The following is a 16,901-nucleotide window of genomic DNA, read 5'->3' on the forward strand; positions in this document are numbered from 1 at the left end:
CAGACCATCCGGCCCACGGTCAGGGGGTGGCGGAGGGCCGGAGGGCTGGGCAGCATAGGGGCATGGACTACGAATACGCGCCGCTACGGTTGCCCTCGAACGTCGACCGGTTGACCGCTGCGGCGCAGCTGGCGATCCAGGCGGAGTTCTCCGGCTGGGAGTTGGCCCGGGTGCGGCTGTACCGGGACGGCACGCGGCAGGTGATGCTGCGCCGTCGTCGCGTCAACCAGCCACAGCCGGGCCTGTCCTACTAGTACGGCAGCCGCCGTTTGAGATCTTGCTGCTGAGGTGGGGTGGACGCGTGGCGGCCACCGCGTGATCGTCTGTACGTTGTGGACATAACTTCAGATCGGGCGGTGGCCGCAGGCCACAGCGTAGACCGTGTCGGGTGGGAGCGGGTCGTGGCCGGGGTGCTCGGCTGCTTCGCGGGCCGGTTCGGGCGGGTGGAGCCGCGTCGTGCGGCGGCGGCGTTCGTGACCGGTCTGCTGTCTGACCTTGAGGTCAAGACGTGTTGGCAGTTGGCGGAGCAGGCCGGACACGGCCGGCCGGATGCGATGCAGCGGCTGTTGTACCGGGCGGTGTGGGATGCCGACGCCGTGCGTGATGACCTTCGGGCTCTGGTCGCGGGCCGGTTCGGTGACCCGGACGCGGTCCTGATCCCGGATGAGACCGGTGATCTGAAGAAGGGCATGCACACCGTCGGGGTGCAGCGGCAGTACACGGGCACGGCCGGCCGGATCGAGAATAGCCAGGTTGGGGTGTTCCTGGCCTACGCCAGCAGGCACGGGCACACCCTGATCGACCGGCGGGTGTATCTGCCGGTGTCGTGGACCGACGACCGTGACCGCTGCGCCGCGGCGGGGTGCCTGACGAGGTCGGGTTCGCGACTCGGTGCGAGCTGGCCGCCGACATGATCACCGCAGCCCTCGACGCCGGTGTCCCGGCCGGGTGGGTCGCTGCGGACGAGGCCTACGGCAACAGCAGCGCCTTCCGTGCCGTGCTGCGCGAACGCCGGCTCGGCTATGTCCTGGCGGTGTCCCGCAGTCATCTGGTGCCGCTCGACGGCGGCAAGACCCGCGTCCGGGCCGACCGGGTGGCCGCCGACCTGCCCGCCACGGCGTGGCAACGCCGATCGGCTGGTGCCGGGTCCAAGGGCCCGCGCTTCTACGACTGGGCCTGGCTCGACGACGCGTGCACCGATGCCGACCCCGACGACGACGGCCGACACAGCCTGCTGATCCGCCGCAACACGACCACCGGCGAGCTGGCCTTCTACCGCTGCTGGACCCCAAGCCCGCGACTCTCGTGCAGCTCGTGCGGGTCGCGGGCATCCGCTGGACCGTTGAGGAGAGCTTCCAGGCCGCCAAGGGCCAGGTCGGCCTGGACCAGCACCAGGTTCGCCGCTGGGACTCCTGGCACCGGTTCACCACCCTGGCCCTGGCCGCCCTCGCTGTCCTGGCGATCTGCGCCGCCGACGCCGCCGACAACCCGACCGACACCGGACTGATCAAGCTGACGGTCAACGAAATCCGCCGGCTGATCAATGCCTGCATCATCCGCCCGATCAGCGACCTCGCCCACCGCTTGCACTGGTCAGGCTGGCGGCGACGGCACCAAGCCCGAGCCCGACGAGCCCACTACACACACCGCCTCAACCTCGAACTTCAACCATGATCCCGAACGGCGGCTGCCGTACTAGGGCCGGTCGTACCGGCCCGGGTGGCGGCCCGGACCCGACCGCGCCTCGCCGGCCTGCCGCGCCGGACCGACCGGGCCGGCCTGCCGCGCCTCGCCGACCGATGGGCCCTGCCGGCCGGGCCGACCGATGGTCCGCGGCGCACCGGGCGGGTCACGACCGATGGCGGATCATGGGCGCCACGGTCAGCAGGGCAAACGCCGCCCAGGTCGGCACCCACAGCGGTCGCTGCTGGGCGAGCGTCCCGATCCCACCGCCCACCGCGTAGCCGGCGAGTGTCAGGACGCCGAGCAGGGAGGCCCGGCGGGCCCTGCTCCGATCCGCTCGCGGTCCGGCGAGCCAGCGCACGACGCGCTCGCCGGTCTTCGCCACCGTGCCGGACTGGTAGGTGATGGTGGTGGAGATCCCGGCGGTCCGCACGAAGAGCGTGGCCAGGGCGCCCATCGCGAACCCGCCGATGGCGGCCAGCAGCGCCCGGAGCTGCGGGCTGGACCGGCCGTACTGAAACAGCACGTTGAGCACCGCCCACAGCGCGGCAGTGGCCACGGCGGCGGTGAGCCCCCGGGAAACCGGCGACCAGCGGCTGCGGACCGCACGCAGCCGGGCGGTCAGGCCGGCCGCGAGGGCGAACGCCACAAGCGACGCCGCCGCCGTCGGCCAGGCCGGATGCCCGCCGGCCGGTCCGATGCCCAGAAACACCACGTTGCTGGACTGGTTGGCCACGAAGGCCCCGTAGCGCAGGTAGGCGAAGGCGTCCAGAAAACCGGCGACGAAGGTGGTCGTGGCCAGGACCACGAGCGGATGGCGGAACGCGCGGTACGAGTCCGCGAGGTCGGGTCCGGTCCGATTCGCCGGAGCAGGCGGGTCAGCACTCGGCATCGTCTCTCCACACCTGACGGCCTGATCGGCGGTCCCGGCGGGGGTGCGGCCTCGTTCGCGACGGGCGCCGATGACGTTCGCAACCTATCGAACGACGACTGCCGAATGGGCGGATACCGCCGATAGCCACATCACCGGGTTCGGCTCCACCCAACAGCGGACAATCAGAGTTTTCCTCGCTTGTATTTCGGATCTCGTCCGGGGTGTCCGTCGCCTGGCTAGCCTCGCCATAACGGCTCTGACCTGCCCACGCGCGTCCGAGAGCCGAATTTTCGGGAGGCACTGAGCAAAGGTGATTTCCGATGCCCGAGGCGTCCTTGCAGCGTCCCAAGATGCACACCGGCGGATCACCGACGACGAGCGACCTGGAGCGCCACGTACTGCGTGTCATCGCGATCGCCGACGCGCCGTGCAAATTCTGGTTTCTCGAACAGATGCTGGTCCGGTCGAATGTCGCGGCGGGGCTGGCCCTGGACGCGGCGGTGGAAGACCTGATCTCCCGGGGATCGCTCGTCGACACTGCGGCCGGCCTGCGACTGGCCACACCGCACCTTCGCGACGATGTGCTGGCGGAGATGTCGCCGTCGACCCATCGGGGACTGCGCGAGACCACCGCCGCGGTGCTGGCCGACGCCGACCGTCCCGCGCAGGCCGCCCGCCAGTTGCTGCGCGCGATGCCGGCGGTGAGCCGGGCCGCCCGCGCGCTGGCCGTCCGGCTGGTCACCGATCCGGGGGTGAGTCCCACCCTCGCGGCGGACCTGCTGCTTGCCAACGGTTCGGCCGGGCCGGCGGCTCGGGACCTGGACTGGCTCGTGCACACCACCGACAATCTCTTCCTCGCCGGGCGGCTGGCCGAGGCCATGCACCTGCTGCACACCGAACTCGCCGTGGACCGGTACGGTCCACGCGAGCGCGCCCTCCTGTTGGCCCGGCTGGGTGCCTATCACGCCACCCAGCGCCCCTCGCTGTCGATGACCTACCTCGACCGGGCGCTGGAACAGAACCTGAGCGTCGCCGAACTCAGCTGGACGCTTGCCATGCGGGCCTCGGTGGCGGCCCGGTTCGGTTACCCCGACACAGGTGAGCTGCTGGCCGAGGCGGAACGCGCACACCGCGCCGCCCCCACTGACGGCGGCGAGATCCGGCTCGCACTGGCGTACGCGGCCCACGCCACCGGCACCGCCGACCTGCCCCGCGCCGCGCGGCACCTGCGTGAGGTCGACGCCAGCGCGCCTGCGGCGCGTACCCAGGCGGTCTTCGTCCGCGTCGGCCGGATCGCCAACCAACTCGCCCTGGGCCAGTTCACCGACGCGCGGACCGCCCTCGACGCGGTCGGCGGCGAGATCGACATCCTCGGGGACGTGGCCCGACCACTTGTCACCGCGCTGGACTGCGTCGCCCGCATCGCGGTGGGTGAGTTCGCCGAGGCCGCGGCACGGGCCCGGCTCGCCCTCGACGAGTTGGCGGCGACCGGGCTCACCGACGAGCCCCGGGCCACCCTGCTCGCCACCATCGTGGAGGTCCTGCTGCGCCGGGGCGAGGTGTCCGAGGCCCGCGCGCTGCTGGCGACCGAGAAACCGGCGCTGGACTGGCCGGACGGCTTGCAGTGGTTTCGGCTCGGTGCCGCCGCTGCCGCCGACCCCGAACCGGGCCGGTGCGCCACCCTGATCAGGGCGATCCTGGCGATGTCGAGCCGCTCAGCGGCTCCCCTGCTGCTGGTGCCGCACCACGGTCCGCGACTGGTCCGCACCGCCCTGCTGCTGGGCGACCAGCAGCAGGCCCAGGTGCTCACCAGCTACCTCAAGCGGGTCGCCGGCAAGGTGAACAACCGGCTCTGGCAAGGCATCGCCCATCATGCCGTCGGGCTCACCACCGGCGATCCCGTCGCGTTTACCGTGGCGGTGGCCCGACTGCGTACCACCGCGGCCCGTCCGGCGCTGGCCGACGCGCTGTTCGACCTGGGGCGGTCGCCGCACGTACCGCAGGCACAGGCGATCGCCGCGCTTGACGAGTGCGCCGCCCTCTACGCGCGGCTCGGCGCCACCGGCGACCATGATCGGACGCACCAGCACCGCAGCCTGCTCGGCGACGGTACGCAGAGCCGGACCCGGGTCCGGCACGACGGCGTCGCCGCGCTGACCCCCGCCGAACGGCGGGTCGCCGAACTGCTCGCCGGTGGCGCGACGAAGCAGCAGGCCGCCGCCGCACTCTTCGTCTCCTTCCACACCGTGGACAGCCACCTGCGGGCGATCTACGCCAAGCTCGGCATCCGGACCCGGGTGCAACTGGCCCGCCGCTGGGACGCCCGCGAGCACCCCTGACCGCCGCACCACCCAGACCGGCCACCCAGACCGCCGCACCACCCAGACCGACCGCACCGCCCAGGCCGGCCAGCAGCCCAGACCGCCGCACCACCCAGACCGGCCGCACCGCCCAGGCCGGCCAGCAGCCCAGACCGGTGAGCGGCATCGCGTGCCGACCCGCAGCCGGACGCCACGATCCGGCGAACCGGTCGTGGCATCCGGACCCCACACCAGATGTCAGTGCCGTTGTACGGCGCTCTTCGCCTTCGGCAGCACCTCGATGACCTCCCGCGACATGTTGAGGGTGTCGGCGACGACCTGCGGCGGGACGTTTGCCAGCCACTGCGCCAGCGACACGTCCTCGAACTTCGCGGACCGGAACAGTTCCAGGTAGACGAACGGCTCGTCGCCGAGGTTCTCGATGTAGTGGCCGAGCGAGATCGGCACGTAGCCGACGTCGCCCCGCTGGAGGTTGAAGGTGCGGGCCGTGGAACCGCCACTGAACACCCCCATCCGCCCCTGGCCGGAGATCACGTACTGCATCTCGGCGCCGTTGGGGTGCCAGTGCAACTCGCGCATCGCGCCCGGATCGATCTCCACCATGGCGACCGTCGTGGTCGTCGCCGCCGCGAAGTTCGTCGAGTCGGCGATCCGTACGCTGCCGCCGTCGAAGCGTTCCGGTGTCTGGGCGAGGAACTGGTGCTTGAAGGTCCGCGGCACGTCGCCGGCCGGGCTGAAGACCCGCTGTTCGGCCAGCGGCAGCGGAATGTCCCCGTGGAACATGTACTTTTCGCGCTCCGGCAGGTTCTGCAACTGCTCCATGGTCCAACCGAAGTTCTTGGCGATCACCGACTTGGGTACGTGGGCGAGGAAATCGGTCAGCTGGAAGGTGGCGTCCTCGGAGTAGCAGCCGTCGTCGAAGACGAGGAGGAACTCCATGCCTTCCTCGAATGCCTGGATGTAGTGCGGGATGCCGGCCGGAAAGTACCAGAGGTCACCCTCCTTGACGTCTTCGAGAAAGTTGCGTCCTTCCTGGTCGACCGCGCCGATCCGGCCACTGCCCTTGAGGATGATCGACCATTCGGACTGAATGTGCCAGTGCAGTTCCCGGTACGCCCCGGGGTCGAGTTTCATGTCGATGATCGCCAGGTCGTGTGCGATCGGCAGGAGACGGTCGGTGATCTCCCGGGTCCAACCGCCGCTCTCCCGGCGGGTGTGGGCCAGCGAGAACGGAAACACCATGTTCGGCAGGAGACCGTCATCTGTCGACGGCGGCGTGACCAGGTCGGGGTGGGTGTCGTCGATTGCCGGGTTACGCGGCAGTGTTCCCACCAGTGACCCTTGGCCATCCGAGCTCATGCCGAACTCGTCAGCGGACTTGCGCATCGCGTAGCACCTTTCGATCAGGGGCCACCACGGTGGCGACCCGGGACGGCAGAAACAGCGCGCGGACGCAGACAGTGCCCTGGAGCGCGACTGCGATCGGAATTGCGACACAGAGGAAGACGAGTGCCGCAATGCTCCAGACGGGAGCGTCAATGGCGACGCCGACGGCGGCCAACGCGCCGAATGAGTAGAACTTGACGCGCAATCCGGTCATGGAGACCAGGTGCATGGCGGACCTCCCTGCTCGCGACTGGAGTGGCGTGGCCATAACTGATCCTGACCGGATGAGGCAGTTCTGCGGAATCACGTGATCGCGCCATTCATGCCCCGCGCCGCGACGTAGCGAACGGCATACCGGACGCCGCACCGACGTCGTTTAACGGTTCATTCGGTGGGTAGGGTGCGGAATGCCCAATAGCAAAGATAAAAGTGGACAATCGGCGAGGAGTGCGTCGGCGCGCTGGCAGCGCACCCAATTCGACTTCCGGTACCCATTGTTCGCCCTGATGCTGGCCACGGGCCTGGCCGGCGTTGTCGACGCCTTTGCGTTTCTGCGCTACAAGGTCTTTGTCGGCATCCAGACCGGAAACGTGGCATTCGTCGGTATGGGGCTGGCCGGCCACCTGCCGGCGTGGCCATCCGCGCTGGCCTCGCTCGTCGCGTTCGGCCTTGGTGGCCTGCTCGGTGCCGGGTTCCGGAAGGTGCCCCGGGTCGGCCCGTTGACCCCGCCCGGACTGGAACTGATCGCGCTGCTGGTGCTGCTCGTCGTCTGGGGCCTGGTCGACCGGTCACTCGACTCGGGTCGGGACTCGTTGACCGAACGAACGTTCCTGACCGCCCTGTGCGCCTTCCCGGTCGGCATCCTCGGCGCCTGGTCACCCGTACCTTCGGCGTGCAGACCGCGACGTCGTTCCAGACCGGCACGGTGCTGCGTACCACCCGGGGCTTCGCCGACTGGGTCTTCGAACGGGGCGACGCCGGTCCGGCTGGCAAGATCGCCGGGATCGGGTTGCTGTGTCTGGCCAGCTATGCGGTCGGTGGATACGTCGGTGCCGCGACCCAGCAGCGGCCGATCGTCACCTACCTGATCACCTGGGCGCTGGTCGTGCTGCTCTTCCTGCTCGCCCTGCTGAAGCGCCGCTCGACGCCGGCATCGTGAGGTGGGCCGTGGCGCCGACGGCCCGCGTGACCGGTCGAGCGGTCTGCGCCCACCCACCCGCCGGACCCGCCACGAAAATGGTGTGACGAGGCCCGGCGCGGCGGGCGAACGGGTGCCTAGTGCACGTGGTCGGGCTCGTCGTCGAGTTCCACGAACGGGTGCTCGTCGAGCCGACCGACCAGCCGGTCGTCGGCCGCCGGCTGGAACGGACCCACCGGATCGTCGTCGTCGAAGGACTCCAGGTCGACCGGGGTGCCGACCTCGCTGACCATCACCACGCCGTCGAGCGGCTCCAGCTCCGGCACGTCGAGCGCACCGAGCGAGCCGTCGCCGCTCTGGAGCAGCTCCAGCACCGCCTCGCCGACGCCCTCCACCGGCGGCGCCTCCTCGTCGGCCGGCAGCCCCTCCCGGCGGGCCGCGTCGGCGACCCGGATCAGCGCGGAGACGCTGGGCACCCGGTAGTCGCGCCGCTGACGCACCGAGATCACCTGCGGGTGCGGGTCGCTGGGCTCGATCCCCTCGTCGGCGCCGAACCGCCGGTCGGCCTCGTCCGGGTCGATCGACTCGACGTCCCACGGCGTGACCTCGCCGAAGGCGTCCATGAGCTGCTCGTCGTAGGCGAACGACGCGTTGTTCAACGCCACGTACGCCTGCCAGACGTCGTCGTCGTCGATCCGGCCCTGCGCGGCGCGGACCGCGGCCAGATGGTGGCGGGCCGCTTCGATCACGCGCTCGAGGGCGGCGTCCAGCTCACCGTGCTGGTCGGTCATATGAGGCGTTCCCTTCACGTTGCGAGGTGCCGCGCCCGTTCCCGGGCGCGGGTCAGCAGGTACGCAGGAACCGGTCGAGAACCCGCACGCCGAACTGTAGTCCGTCCACCGGAACCCGCTCGTCGATGCCGTGGAACAGGGCCGAGAAGTTCAGGTCGGGCGGCAGCCGCAGCGGCGCGAACCCGAAACAGCGCACGCCGAGCCGCGCGAACGCCTTGGCGTCGGTGCCGCCGGAGAGCATGTACGGCACCGGCCGTGCCCCCGGATCCTCGGCCCGCAGCGCGGCGGACATCGCCTCGACCAGGTCACCGTCGAAGGTGGTCTCCAGCGCCGGCTGGCGCTGGACGTACTCGATCGCGATGTCCGGACCGACCAGCTCACGCAGCTGCCGCTCCAGCAGCTCGGACTGGCCGGGCAGGCTGCGGCAGTCGATCGTGGCGCTGGCCCGGCCGGGAATCACGTTGTCCTTGTAGCCGGCGGCGAGCCGGGTCGGGTTCGCGGTGTTGCGGATGGTCGCGCCGATGATGTTGGCGATCGGGCCGAGCTTGGCGATCGCGGTCTCCGGGTCCTCCGGATCGAGCTCGATGCCGAGCACCTCGGAGACCTCTTCGAGAAAGGCCCGCACCGTGTCGGTGACCACCACCGGGAAGCGGTGCCGCCCGACCCGGGCCACCGCCTCGGCCAGTGCGGTGACGGCGTTGTCGTCGTGCACCATCGAGCCGTGCCCGGGCCGCCCCTTGGCGTGCAGCCGCAGCCAGTCGATGCCCTTCTGCGCGGTCTCGATCAGGTAGAGCCGCCGTGACTCGTCGACCGTGTACGAGAAGCCGCCGACCTCACCGATGCCCTCGGTGCACCCGTCGAAGAGCTCCCGGTGCCGGGTGGTCAGGAAGTGTGCGCCGTACTCGCTGCCCGCCTCCTCGTCGGCGGTGTACGCCAACACGATGTCGCGCTGCGGGCGGACGCCGGTGCGCTGCCAGTGCCGCACCACCGCGAGGACCATCGCGTCGAAGTCCTTCATGTCGATGGCGCCCCGGCCCCACAGGTAGCCGTCGCGCAGCTCACCGGAGAAGGGGTGCACCGACCACTCGTCGGGGTCGGCCGGCACCACGTCCAGGTGCCCGTGCACCAGCAGCGCACCCCGGCTCGGTTCGGTGCCGGGAATCCGGGCGACCACGTTGGCCCGCCCGGGTGCGGACTCGTGCAGCACCGGCTCGATGCCGACCTCGGCGAGCTTCTCCGCGACGTACTCCGCGGCGCGGCGTTCCCCCGCGCTGGTGGCGTTCTCGCCGGTGTTCGTGGTGTCGATACGCAGCAGGTCCCGGCAGAGCTCGACGACTTCGTCGGTCGGCGCGGGAAAGGCGGAGTGGGCGTCGCTCGTCATCGCCCCTTCATACCAGCTCACGGTTTCGAGGCGGGCACGCCAGCACACCGTTTCGGCGCGCGGCGGTGCGGGTACTGCGCGCGGCGTCCCGGTGCCATATCATCGTCGCTTTCGCCCGCGAGATCATCGTCGCTGCGCCCGTCCGCCGAGGAGGGACCATGTCCGTCCACCTGCCGCCGCTTCCCCCCACCCCCGGCGACGGCTACCAGCCCGCCGGGCGCAGCATCGCTGACACCATCGCCGAGGAGCACCGGCAGCTGCTGGGGCTGACCCGGCGGCTGGTCGAGCCCGGCCCGGACCCGGAGCACGGCCGGGAGATCCTGGTCGCCGCGCTGTCCCGGCACCTCTCCGCCGAGGAGCAGTACCTGCTACCCGCCATCCGGCAGGCCCTCACCGACGCCGACGGGCCGGTGAGTGACGTGCTGGCCGGTGACGCCGCCCTGCTCATGGCGCTGCGCGGGCTCACCGACGACCGCCTCGCCATGGTGGCCCAGCTGGTCGAGGCGCACGTGGTGGCGGTCGACGCGCTGGTGCAGCGGCTCTGCGCCAACGCCAGCGAGGAGGAGCTGATCCGGCTCGGAAACCGGTTGGAGATCGCCGAGGAGGCCGCGCCGACCCGCCCGCACCCGGGCGTGCCGCACACCCCGCCCTGGAACCGGATAGTCGAGCCGGCGGTCGCCGTGCTCGACAAGTTCCGCGACGCGATCACCGGACGACACACCCAGCTGAGCGAGCTGGACGAGCTGGACCAGCCACCGCAGCGCTGAGGGCCACGCCACGTTCCTGGGCGTTGATCCGTACGGACCCTTCCGTCAATCGATCCGTCGTCCTACCGTCACGCTATGAATCTGGAGTTGCGCCACCTGCGGGTGGTCTGCGCCATCGCGGAGACGGGGAGCGTGACCAAGGCGGCCTCGACGCTCGGCCTGGCCCAGCCGGCGCTGACCGCCCAGCTCCAGCGCATCGAACGGACCCTGGGCGGGCCGCTGTTCGAACGGGACCGCCGGGGGGCCCGTCCCACCGCCCTCGGTGAACTGGTGCTGGCCCGCGCCCGGGTGCTGCTGCCGGCGATGAAGGGTCTCCAGGACGAGGCGGCCCGGCTGGCCGGCGCGGGCGACGCACCCCGCCGCTACCGGTTCGGCGGGGTGAACAGCCCGATCCTGGGCCGGTTGGTGCACCGGCTCGCCGCCGAGCAGCCGGCGGCCCAGATCACCACGCACGCCTCCTGGTCGGTCGACGACCTGGTCCAGTTGGTCGCCACCGGCCGGCTGGACTACGCGCTGACCGGCGTCTGCGGCGACTCGACCCCCTCGGCCGACTACGGCCTGAGCTGGCGGGAGGTCGCCGTCGATCCGGTGATGGTGCTGCTGCCGGAGACGCATCCGCTGGCCGCCCGGGACGAGGTGGCCCTGACCGACCTGCGGCACGAGCAGTGGGTGGCGGCACCGGGAGACGGCTGCTTCGGCGACTGCTTCGCCGCCGCCTGCGCACGGGCCGGCTTCACCCCCCGCAAGGTGTACGAGGCCGACGTACGTGCCTGCTTCGACCTGGTGGACGCCGGTGCGGCGGTGGCGTTGTGCCAGGCCACCTTCCGGCCGGTGGCCGGCCTGGTGACCCGCCGGCTGGCCGGCACCCCGCTGCGCTGGCGGCTGATGCTGGGCTGGCACCCGGAGTCCCCCGCCGCCCGGATGGCCGACCTGGTGTTGGAGACGGCGCTGGCCGCGTACACCGACGCCCTCGCGCCGCATCCGGCGTACCTGGCCTGGCTGCTGCGCAACCCGGCGTTCGGGTTGCGGCGACCGCTGACCACCGCGATCGACCCCGGGGTGCGAACCGCGTGACGGCGGGTATGTGGCGCCCATGACCGACCTCTATCCCGCCGCCGACGACCGCGAGGTGCTGCGCGAGGCGGCCGCCCGGCACACCGCCGCCGTCCGGGAGGTGGAAGCATTCCTGCGCCGGCTGCCGGAGGTGCCCGACCCGGCCGACCTGACCGAGTACGCCAACCTGATCACCCGTGAGGAGCAGACCCGCGCCGACCGGCAGGCCGCCGCGGATGCCGCCGGCCTGACCATCGCCAGCCTGGAAACCGAGTAGTCCACCAGCCCACGTCCGCCTCGTTGATCATGAGGTTAGCGGCAGTTTGAAGATCAACTACTGCCGCCAACCTCATGATCAAGAGGATCGAAGTGGGTGGGTGGGTGGGTGGGGGTTAGCGTTCGATCAGGATGTCGTGGCCCAGGTCGAGCAGGGAGTGCCGCCACTCGTCGTCGGCGGTGCCCCGAGCGGGTCTGGCGGCGGTCAGCGACCGGATCCGCTCGACCGCGTCCCGCATCACCTCGATGTCCTCGGGCGTCAGGTCGACCTTGCGCTTGCGCAGCACGGCCAGGATCTGCCGGCCCGGCTCGGGCAGGTTCAGATCCGGGTCCGGGCCGAACGCCTCCACACCGGAGCCGCGGGTCAGCAACCACTGCCGCAACTGCTCGGACGGCACGTTGACCTCGGCGTGGAAGTCCTCCCAGAGCACCTCCACCTCGGGATCGAGTCGCTGCTGGCGTACCATCAAGCCTCCTCTGTCGGGGGCGATCCGGACGGTTCCGGGTGCCCCTGGTCGATCTGCCCGTCCAGGCCCTCCTCCGGCACCTGCACCCGCCGGGGGTTCGCCGTCGGCGGGGCCAGGATCGGTTCGGTCAGCTCGTCGTCGCGGCTCTCTTCCGGTTCGGTCATCGCCTACCTTTCCGCCTCAGCGGGGATGCGAGGTCGTGGCGGCGGTGTAGCCGCGCGTGCCGGCCGCCACGTCGAAGGCGAGCCGCCCGTCCCGGCCGTCGACGGTGACCCGCTGGCCCGGTGACAGTTGCTGTTCCAGCAGCATCCGGGAGAGGTGGTTGTCCACCTCCCGCTGGATGACCCGGCGCAGCGGTCGCGCACCGTACTCCGGCTGGTAGCCGTGCTCGGCGATCCAGTTCACCCCGGCGGTGGTGAACTCCACCTCGATGTCCTGGGCGTGCAGCCGGCGACGGGTCTCCTCCAGCAGCAGCCCGGTGATCTGACGCAGCTGCTCGGCCTCCAGCCGACGGAAGATGATCACCTCGTCGATCCGGTTGAGGAACTCCGGGCGGAAGTTCTCCTGCAACCGGCGCATCAGCCGGTCCCGCAGCTCGTCGCTCTCCTGGCTGCTGCCCGGCTCGCCGGCACCGAAACCGACCGCCCGCTGACTGCCGGTGATCAGCTCCGAACCGAGGTTGCTCGTCATGATCAGTACGGTGTTCTTGAAGTTGACCGTACGGCCCTGGCTGTCGGTGAGCCGCCCGTCGTCGAGCACCTGCAACAGGATGTTGAACACGTCGGGGTGGGCCTTCTCGATCTCGTCCAACAGCACCACCGCGTACGGGCGGCGGCGCACCGCCTCGGTCAACTGGCCCGCCTCCTCGTAGCCGACGTAGCCGGGTGGCGCGCCGACCAGCCGACTGACCGTGTGCCGCTCCTGGAACTCGCTCATGTCCACCCGGACCATCCGGTCGGCCTCGCCGAACAGCGCCTCCGCCAGGGCACGGGCCAGCTCGGTCTTGCCGACCCCGGTGGGGCCGAGGAACAGGAAGCTGCCCATCGGGCGGTTCGGGTCGGCCAGCCCGGTGCGGGACCGGCGCACCGCCTCGGCCACCGCGTTTACCGCGTCGTCCTGCCCGATCACCTTCTCGTGCAGGTGCCCCTCCAGGCGCAGCAGCCGGTCCCGTTCCTCCTCGGTGAGCTGACTGGCCGGGATACCCGTGGCCCGGGAGACCACCTCGGCGATCTCGTCCGGCCCCACCTCGGGCACCTGGCTGCCACCGCCGTCCTCGCCCCGGGCCCGCTGGACCTGCTGCTCCAGTTCGGCCACCCGGTCGCGCAGCGTGGAGGCGCGTTCGTACTGCTCGTCGGAGACCGCCTGCTCCTTGTCTCGGCGTACCTCGTCGAGCTGCTGCTCCAGATCGCGCACGTCGGCGGCCGGCGTACGGGTACGCAGCCGCACCCGGGCACCGGCCTGGTCGATCAGGTCGATCGCCTTGTCCGGCAGGTAACGGTCGGTGACATACCGGTCGGACAACTCGGCGGCGGCGACAAGCGCCTCGTCGCTGAACCGCACCTGGTGGTGCGCCTCGTAGCGGTCCCGCAGTCCGCGCAGGATGGCCACGGTGTCCTCGACGGACGGCTCGGGCACGAACACCGACTGGAACCGTCGGGCCAGCGCGGCGTCCTTCTCGATGCTGCGCCGGTACTCGTCAAGCGTGGTCGCGCCGATGACCCGCAGCTCGCCCCGGGCCAGCGCCGGTTTGAGCATGTTGGAAGCGTCCATCCCGCCCTCGCTGCCCGCACCGCCCGCGCCGACCAGGGTGTGGATCTCGTCCAGGAAGATGATCAGCTCGTCCCGGTGCGCCCGGATCTCGTCGATCACCTTCTTCAGCCGTTCCTCGAAGTCGCCCCGGTAGCGCGTACCGGCGACCAGCCCGGCCAGGTCGAGCTGGACCACCCGCTTGCCGAGCAGGGTCTGCGGTACGTCGCCGTCGCAGATCCGCTCGGCCAGGCCCTCCACGATCGCAGTCTTGCCGACCCCGGCCTCTCCGATCAGCACCGGGTTGTTCTTGGTCCGCCGGGAGAGGATCTCCACCGCCTGCTCGATCTCGTCGGCGCGCCCGATCACCGGGTCGATCTGGTCGTTGCGGGCCAGATCGGTGAGGTCCTGGCCGTACTGGTCCAGGGTGGGCGTACCCCGGTCCGGCCGCGGTCCGTTCGTCGGACCGCGCTCGGCGTTGGCGGCCTGCAACGACTCGGGCTGGATCCGGCCGGCGGCGAGCATCCGGCCGGCCGGCGACTCGGGGTTGAGCGGGAGCGCCATCAGGATGTGCTCGGGGCCGATGTAGTTCGCCCCCATCGCCCGGGACAACTGGTGGGCGTCGAGCAGCGCCCGCTTGGCCGCCGGGGTCAGCGACAGGTTCGGCGGCACCTCACCCTGCGGCGCACCGTCCCCCCGCCCGCCGAGCGCGTTGATCAGGGTCTCCGGGTCGGCACCGGCCCGGCGTACCAAATCGCGTAGGGGCTCGCGCTGCAACGCCGCCCAGAGCAGATGGTCGGTGTCCAGATCGTTGCTCTTCTTCTGGGCCGCCCGGCGCGCGGCGTCGGCCAGCATCTCCCGGGCGTCGGCGGTCATCAGCCGGGTGATGTCGACCCGGTGCGCGGGCCGCCGCCCGCCCTCGCCCCGGCCGAAGTACCGGGCCAGGAACTCGTCCCACGGGTCCGAGCCGAAGTCGCCGGGTCCAATCATCTCTGTCCTCCGCGGTCGGGCGCGAGACGGTCGGCACGGGCTACCCGGCCCCCGCCCGGACAAACGCGACCGCTCGGACGCCGGCCCGGCGTCGGCGCGGCGGTCGAGCGGGTCAGCCGGCCGGGTGGCAGGGTGGGCGGATGAACCGGACTCCGCTGCTCATCGTGGACGCCGCAAACGTGGTCGGGTCCCGGCCGGACGGCTGGTGGCGTGACCGCGCCGGGGCCACCGCCCGGCTGCGCGACACGCTCGCACCGCTGGGTGGGCTCGGCGTCCCGCCGGACCTGTCTCCGCCGGTCGAGGTGGTGCTTGTGGTCGAGGGCGCCGCCCGGGAGGTGCCCGGGGTCGACGGGGTACGGGTGGTGGCCGCCGCCGGTTCCGGCGACGACGCGGTGGTGGACCTGGTCGCCGGGGCCGGCGACCGACGCCGGCTGGTGGTCACCGCGGACCGGGCGCTGCGGGACCGGGTCACCGCGCTCGGTGCCGAGGTGTACGGACCGCGTTGGCTGCGCGGCTGACCAGCAAAGCCACCCGAAGCCGGGGGCAGGTCCGACCGGCCCGGTGGCGCACGGTGATCCACTCGCCACGAGTCCCACGAATCGGACTCGTGGCGCGGGTGGTCGACAACCGGTCAGCAGGGCAGGAACACTGACAGGGCACATGTTCTTCCCCGGACCGGCATAGGCTCTAATGGAGTCCTCCCCGCCCCCAGGAGGTTCCGCGTGGCGAGCGTCGCCGAGCTCAAGGCAGCCATCGATGTCGCACTTCAGCAGATCGGTGACGGCCAGAGCGCCGTGCAGGCCGCCGGCGAGAAGCTGGCCGAGGCGCAGCAGACGCTCGCCGGCGCGCTGGAGGGCAGCGGTCACGCCACCGTCGAGGCGGCCCAGGCGTCATTGACCCAGGCCAGCCAGGAACTGGAGGAGTGCCTCGCCGCGACACTCGTCGCGATCGAGCAGGCTCAGCAGTACGTCGCGACGCTGTAGGGGCGGGCGTGTCCATCGTCGAGGATGTCGGTGCGCAGGTCCGTGCCGCCGCCGAGGAGCTGCCGCTGGGCCTGCTGGCGCAGGCGCTGGAGAAGTTCGGGCTGGCCACCGAACGGCTGCGCTGGGTACGCCAGGAGTCGGCCAACCCGATGGGCGTGCCGGAGCTCTCCGCCGCCACCGAGCATGCCGAGACGGCCGGGTACGCGCTGCGCGTCGCCCAGGAGCAGTTGACCGCGTACCTCGCCGCGATCGGGCTGGCCCCCGACGGCGCGCCGCCGCCGGCCGGTGGGCCGACAGACCGGCCCGGGCACGACGCGCCCCGGGGCGACGAGCCCGTGGCGGTGGCACCGGAGCCCGCGGGCGAGGTGCGGTTGCGCCGCTGGTGGTCGGTGCGGGTGGCGGAGCTGACCGGCGGCCGGGAAGGCCCGCCGGAGGAGCCCGACGAGCGGATCACCGACTCCCGTGAGCTGCTGCACCGGGTGGTACGCGGGGTCCGATCCGGCGACCGCGACCGGCTGCACCGCGACCTGCGCGGGGCACACGCCGACGTCGGCATGGGGCTGGCCGCGGTGGCCCCGCCGCTGCTGCGCGACCTGGCCGCAGAGTTGCTCGGACATCCGCCGCGCGGCGACGACCTGGCCCGGCTGCATCGCGAGCTGGACGGCCGGGTGCGGGACCTACTCCCCGGCCTGCCCGCTCCGGTACTGGACACGCTGCTGACCCGGGTGTGCCGGATGCCCCCGCCGCGCCGCGAGGACGGGGCGCAGCCGCACGCCGCCGACCCGGCGGTGACGGCCGGCGTCCTCACCGGCGTCCTGCTCGACCGCCTCGGCCGCGACCTCCCGTCAGATGAAAGGAAGGGCCCCCTTTTAACGCCTGATGCGGTAAAGGGGCCCCCTGTTAACACCCCCAACGGCGCACCTCGCTCGGCCGCCGGCGGGTCGCGGCACAGCGCCGGGAGTGCGCGCCAGGGTGCCGGCCCGCTGCCGCGCACCGGCCCGTCACCACACACCGCCGGGCCCGTCCCACGCACCAGCGGCCCATC

General features: G+C 71.6%; 16 protein-coding genes and 3 pseudogenes. 11 read left to right on the top strand and 8 right to left on the bottom strand.

The window, feature by feature from the left end:
• Positions 1-62: 62 nt before the first annotated feature.
• Entirely contained in the window at positions 63-254 is a 192-nt protein-coding gene (locus QQG74_RS18080; protein WP_091265978.1) for a DUF5703 family protein, read from the top strand.
• A gap of 147 nt (positions 255-401) precedes the next feature.
• Positions 402-1,674 (top strand): annotated as a pseudogene (locus tag QQG74_RS18085) (IS701 family transposase).
• 175 nt (positions 1,675-1,849) lie between these two features.
• Here QQG74_RS18085 and QQG74_RS18090 read toward each other — a convergent pair.
• Positions 1,850-2,575 carry a YoaK family protein gene (locus QQG74_RS18090; RefSeq protein ID WP_341715945.1) on the bottom strand — a complete coding sequence of 242 codons (726 nt, stop codon included), beginning with the start codon at positions 2,573-2,575 and terminating at the stop codon, positions 1,850-1,852.
• Between the two features lie 302 nt (positions 2,576-2,877).
• Here QQG74_RS18090 and QQG74_RS18095 point away from each other — a divergent pair, with 302 nt between their 5' ends.
• A complete protein-coding gene (locus QQG74_RS18095) occupies positions 2,878-4,896 on the top strand; it encodes a helix-turn-helix transcriptional regulator (RefSeq protein ID WP_341715946.1) in 2,019 nt (672 codons plus the stop codon).
• A 219-nt stretch (positions 4,897-5,115) separates the two neighbouring features.
• Here the strand turns inward: QQG74_RS18095 and QQG74_RS18100 are convergent, their stop codons facing one another.
• Together QQG74_RS18100 and QQG74_RS18105 are read right to left on the bottom strand one after the other, a co-directional pair.
• Complete coding sequence (locus QQG74_RS18100) at positions 5,116-6,264, bottom strand: cupin domain-containing protein (RefSeq protein ID WP_341715947.1); 1,149 nt, start codon at positions 6,262-6,264, stop codon at positions 5,116-5,118.
• A complete protein-coding gene (locus QQG74_RS18105) occupies positions 6,248-6,493 on the bottom strand; it encodes a hypothetical protein (protein WP_341715948.1) in 246 nt (81 codons plus the stop codon). Before QQG74_RS18105 ends, QQG74_RS18100 begins: the two co-directional genes overlap by 17 nt.
• Before the next feature lie 277 nt (positions 6,494-6,770).
• Between QQG74_RS18105 and QQG74_RS18110 the strand changes: the two are divergent.
• Positions 6,771-7,070, top strand: a pseudogene (locus QQG74_RS18110) (DUF1275 family protein); the annotation flags it as partial.
• 86 nt (positions 7,071-7,156) lie between these two features.
• On the top strand, positions 7,157-7,423 hold the full coding sequence (locus QQG74_RS18115; RefSeq protein WP_341721481.1) for a hypothetical protein: 267 nt from the start codon (positions 7,157-7,159) through the stop codon (positions 7,421-7,423).
• A 116-nt stretch (positions 7,424-7,539) separates the two neighbouring features.
• On the opposite strand, the gene QQG74_RS18120 is transcribed toward QQG74_RS18115, so the two are convergent.
• Together QQG74_RS18120 and QQG74_RS18125 are read right to left on the bottom strand one after the other, a co-directional pair.
• Complete coding sequence (locus tag QQG74_RS18120) at positions 7,540-8,193, bottom strand: hypothetical protein (protein WP_341715949.1); 654 nt, start codon at positions 8,191-8,193, stop codon at positions 7,540-7,542.
• 52 nt (positions 8,194-8,245) lie between these two features.
• A complete protein-coding gene (locus QQG74_RS18125) occupies positions 8,246-9,574 on the bottom strand; it encodes a M20/M25/M40 family metallo-hydrolase (RefSeq protein WP_341715950.1) in 1,329 nt (442 codons plus the stop codon).
• Between the two features lie 158 nt (positions 9,575-9,732).
• Here QQG74_RS18125 and QQG74_RS18130 point away from each other — a divergent pair, with 158 nt between their 5' ends.
• From QQG74_RS18130 to QQG74_RS18140, 3 genes are all read left to right on the top strand, one after another.
• Entirely contained in the window at positions 9,733-10,341 is a 609-nt protein-coding gene (locus QQG74_RS18130; protein ID WP_341715951.1) for a hemerythrin domain-containing protein, read from the top strand.
• Between the two features lie 75 nt (positions 10,342-10,416).
• The gene (locus tag QQG74_RS18135; protein WP_341715952.1) at positions 10,417-11,415 is read left to right on the top strand and encodes a LysR family transcriptional regulator; all 999 of its coding nucleotides are present in this window, start codon (positions 10,417-10,419) and stop codon (positions 11,413-11,415) included.
• Between the two features lie 19 nt (positions 11,416-11,434).
• Positions 11,435-11,671, top strand: a complete 237-nt coding sequence (locus QQG74_RS18140) for a hypothetical protein (protein WP_341715953.1) — start codon at positions 11,435-11,437, stop codon at positions 11,669-11,671.
• Between the two features lie 115 nt (positions 11,672-11,786).
• On the opposite strand, the gene QQG74_RS18145 is transcribed toward QQG74_RS18140, so the two are convergent.
• The 3 genes from QQG74_RS18145 to QQG74_RS18155 are packed head-to-tail and all read right to left on the bottom strand — an operon-like array spanning position 11,787 to position 14,873.
• Entirely contained in the window at positions 11,787-12,137 is a 351-nt protein-coding gene (locus QQG74_RS18145) for a DUF3140 domain-containing protein (RefSeq protein ID WP_341715954.1), read from the bottom strand.
• The gene (locus QQG74_RS18150; RefSeq protein ID WP_341715955.1) at positions 12,137-12,301 is read right to left on the bottom strand and encodes a hypothetical protein; all 165 of its coding nucleotides are present in this window, start codon (positions 12,299-12,301) and stop codon (positions 12,137-12,139) included. The genes QQG74_RS18145 and QQG74_RS18150 overlap by 1 nt, the downstream gene beginning before the upstream one ends.
• A gap of 16 nt (positions 12,302-12,317) precedes the next feature.
• Positions 12,318-14,873: an ATP-dependent Clp protease ATP-binding subunit gene (locus QQG74_RS18155; RefSeq protein WP_341715956.1), complete on the bottom strand. Its 2,556-nt coding sequence runs from the start codon at positions 14,871-14,873 to the stop codon at positions 12,318-12,320.
• 140 nt (positions 14,874-15,013) lie between these two features.
• Between QQG74_RS18155 and QQG74_RS18160 the strand changes: the two genes are divergently transcribed.
• The 3 genes and pseudogenes from QQG74_RS18160 to QQG74_RS18170 form a co-directional block, all read left to right on the top strand.
• Complete coding sequence (locus tag QQG74_RS18160; protein ID WP_341715957.1) at positions 15,014-15,391, top strand: hypothetical protein; 378 nt, start codon at positions 15,014-15,016, stop codon at positions 15,389-15,391.
• Positions 15,392-15,595: 204 nt separating this feature from the next.
• On the top strand, positions 15,596-15,856 hold the full coding sequence (locus QQG74_RS18165) for a hypothetical protein (protein WP_111245968.1): 261 nt from the start codon (positions 15,596-15,598) through the stop codon (positions 15,854-15,856).
• Between the two features lie 8 nt (positions 15,857-15,864).
• A pseudogene (locus tag QQG74_RS18170) lies at positions 15,865-16,701 on the top strand (hypothetical protein); the annotation flags it as partial.
• Between the last annotated feature and the right edge of the window lie 200 nt (positions 16,702-16,901).

Source organism: Micromonospora sp. FIMYZ51, assembly GCF_038246755.1.
GTDB lineage: Bacteria > Actinomycetota > Actinomycetes > Mycobacteriales > Micromonosporaceae > Micromonospora.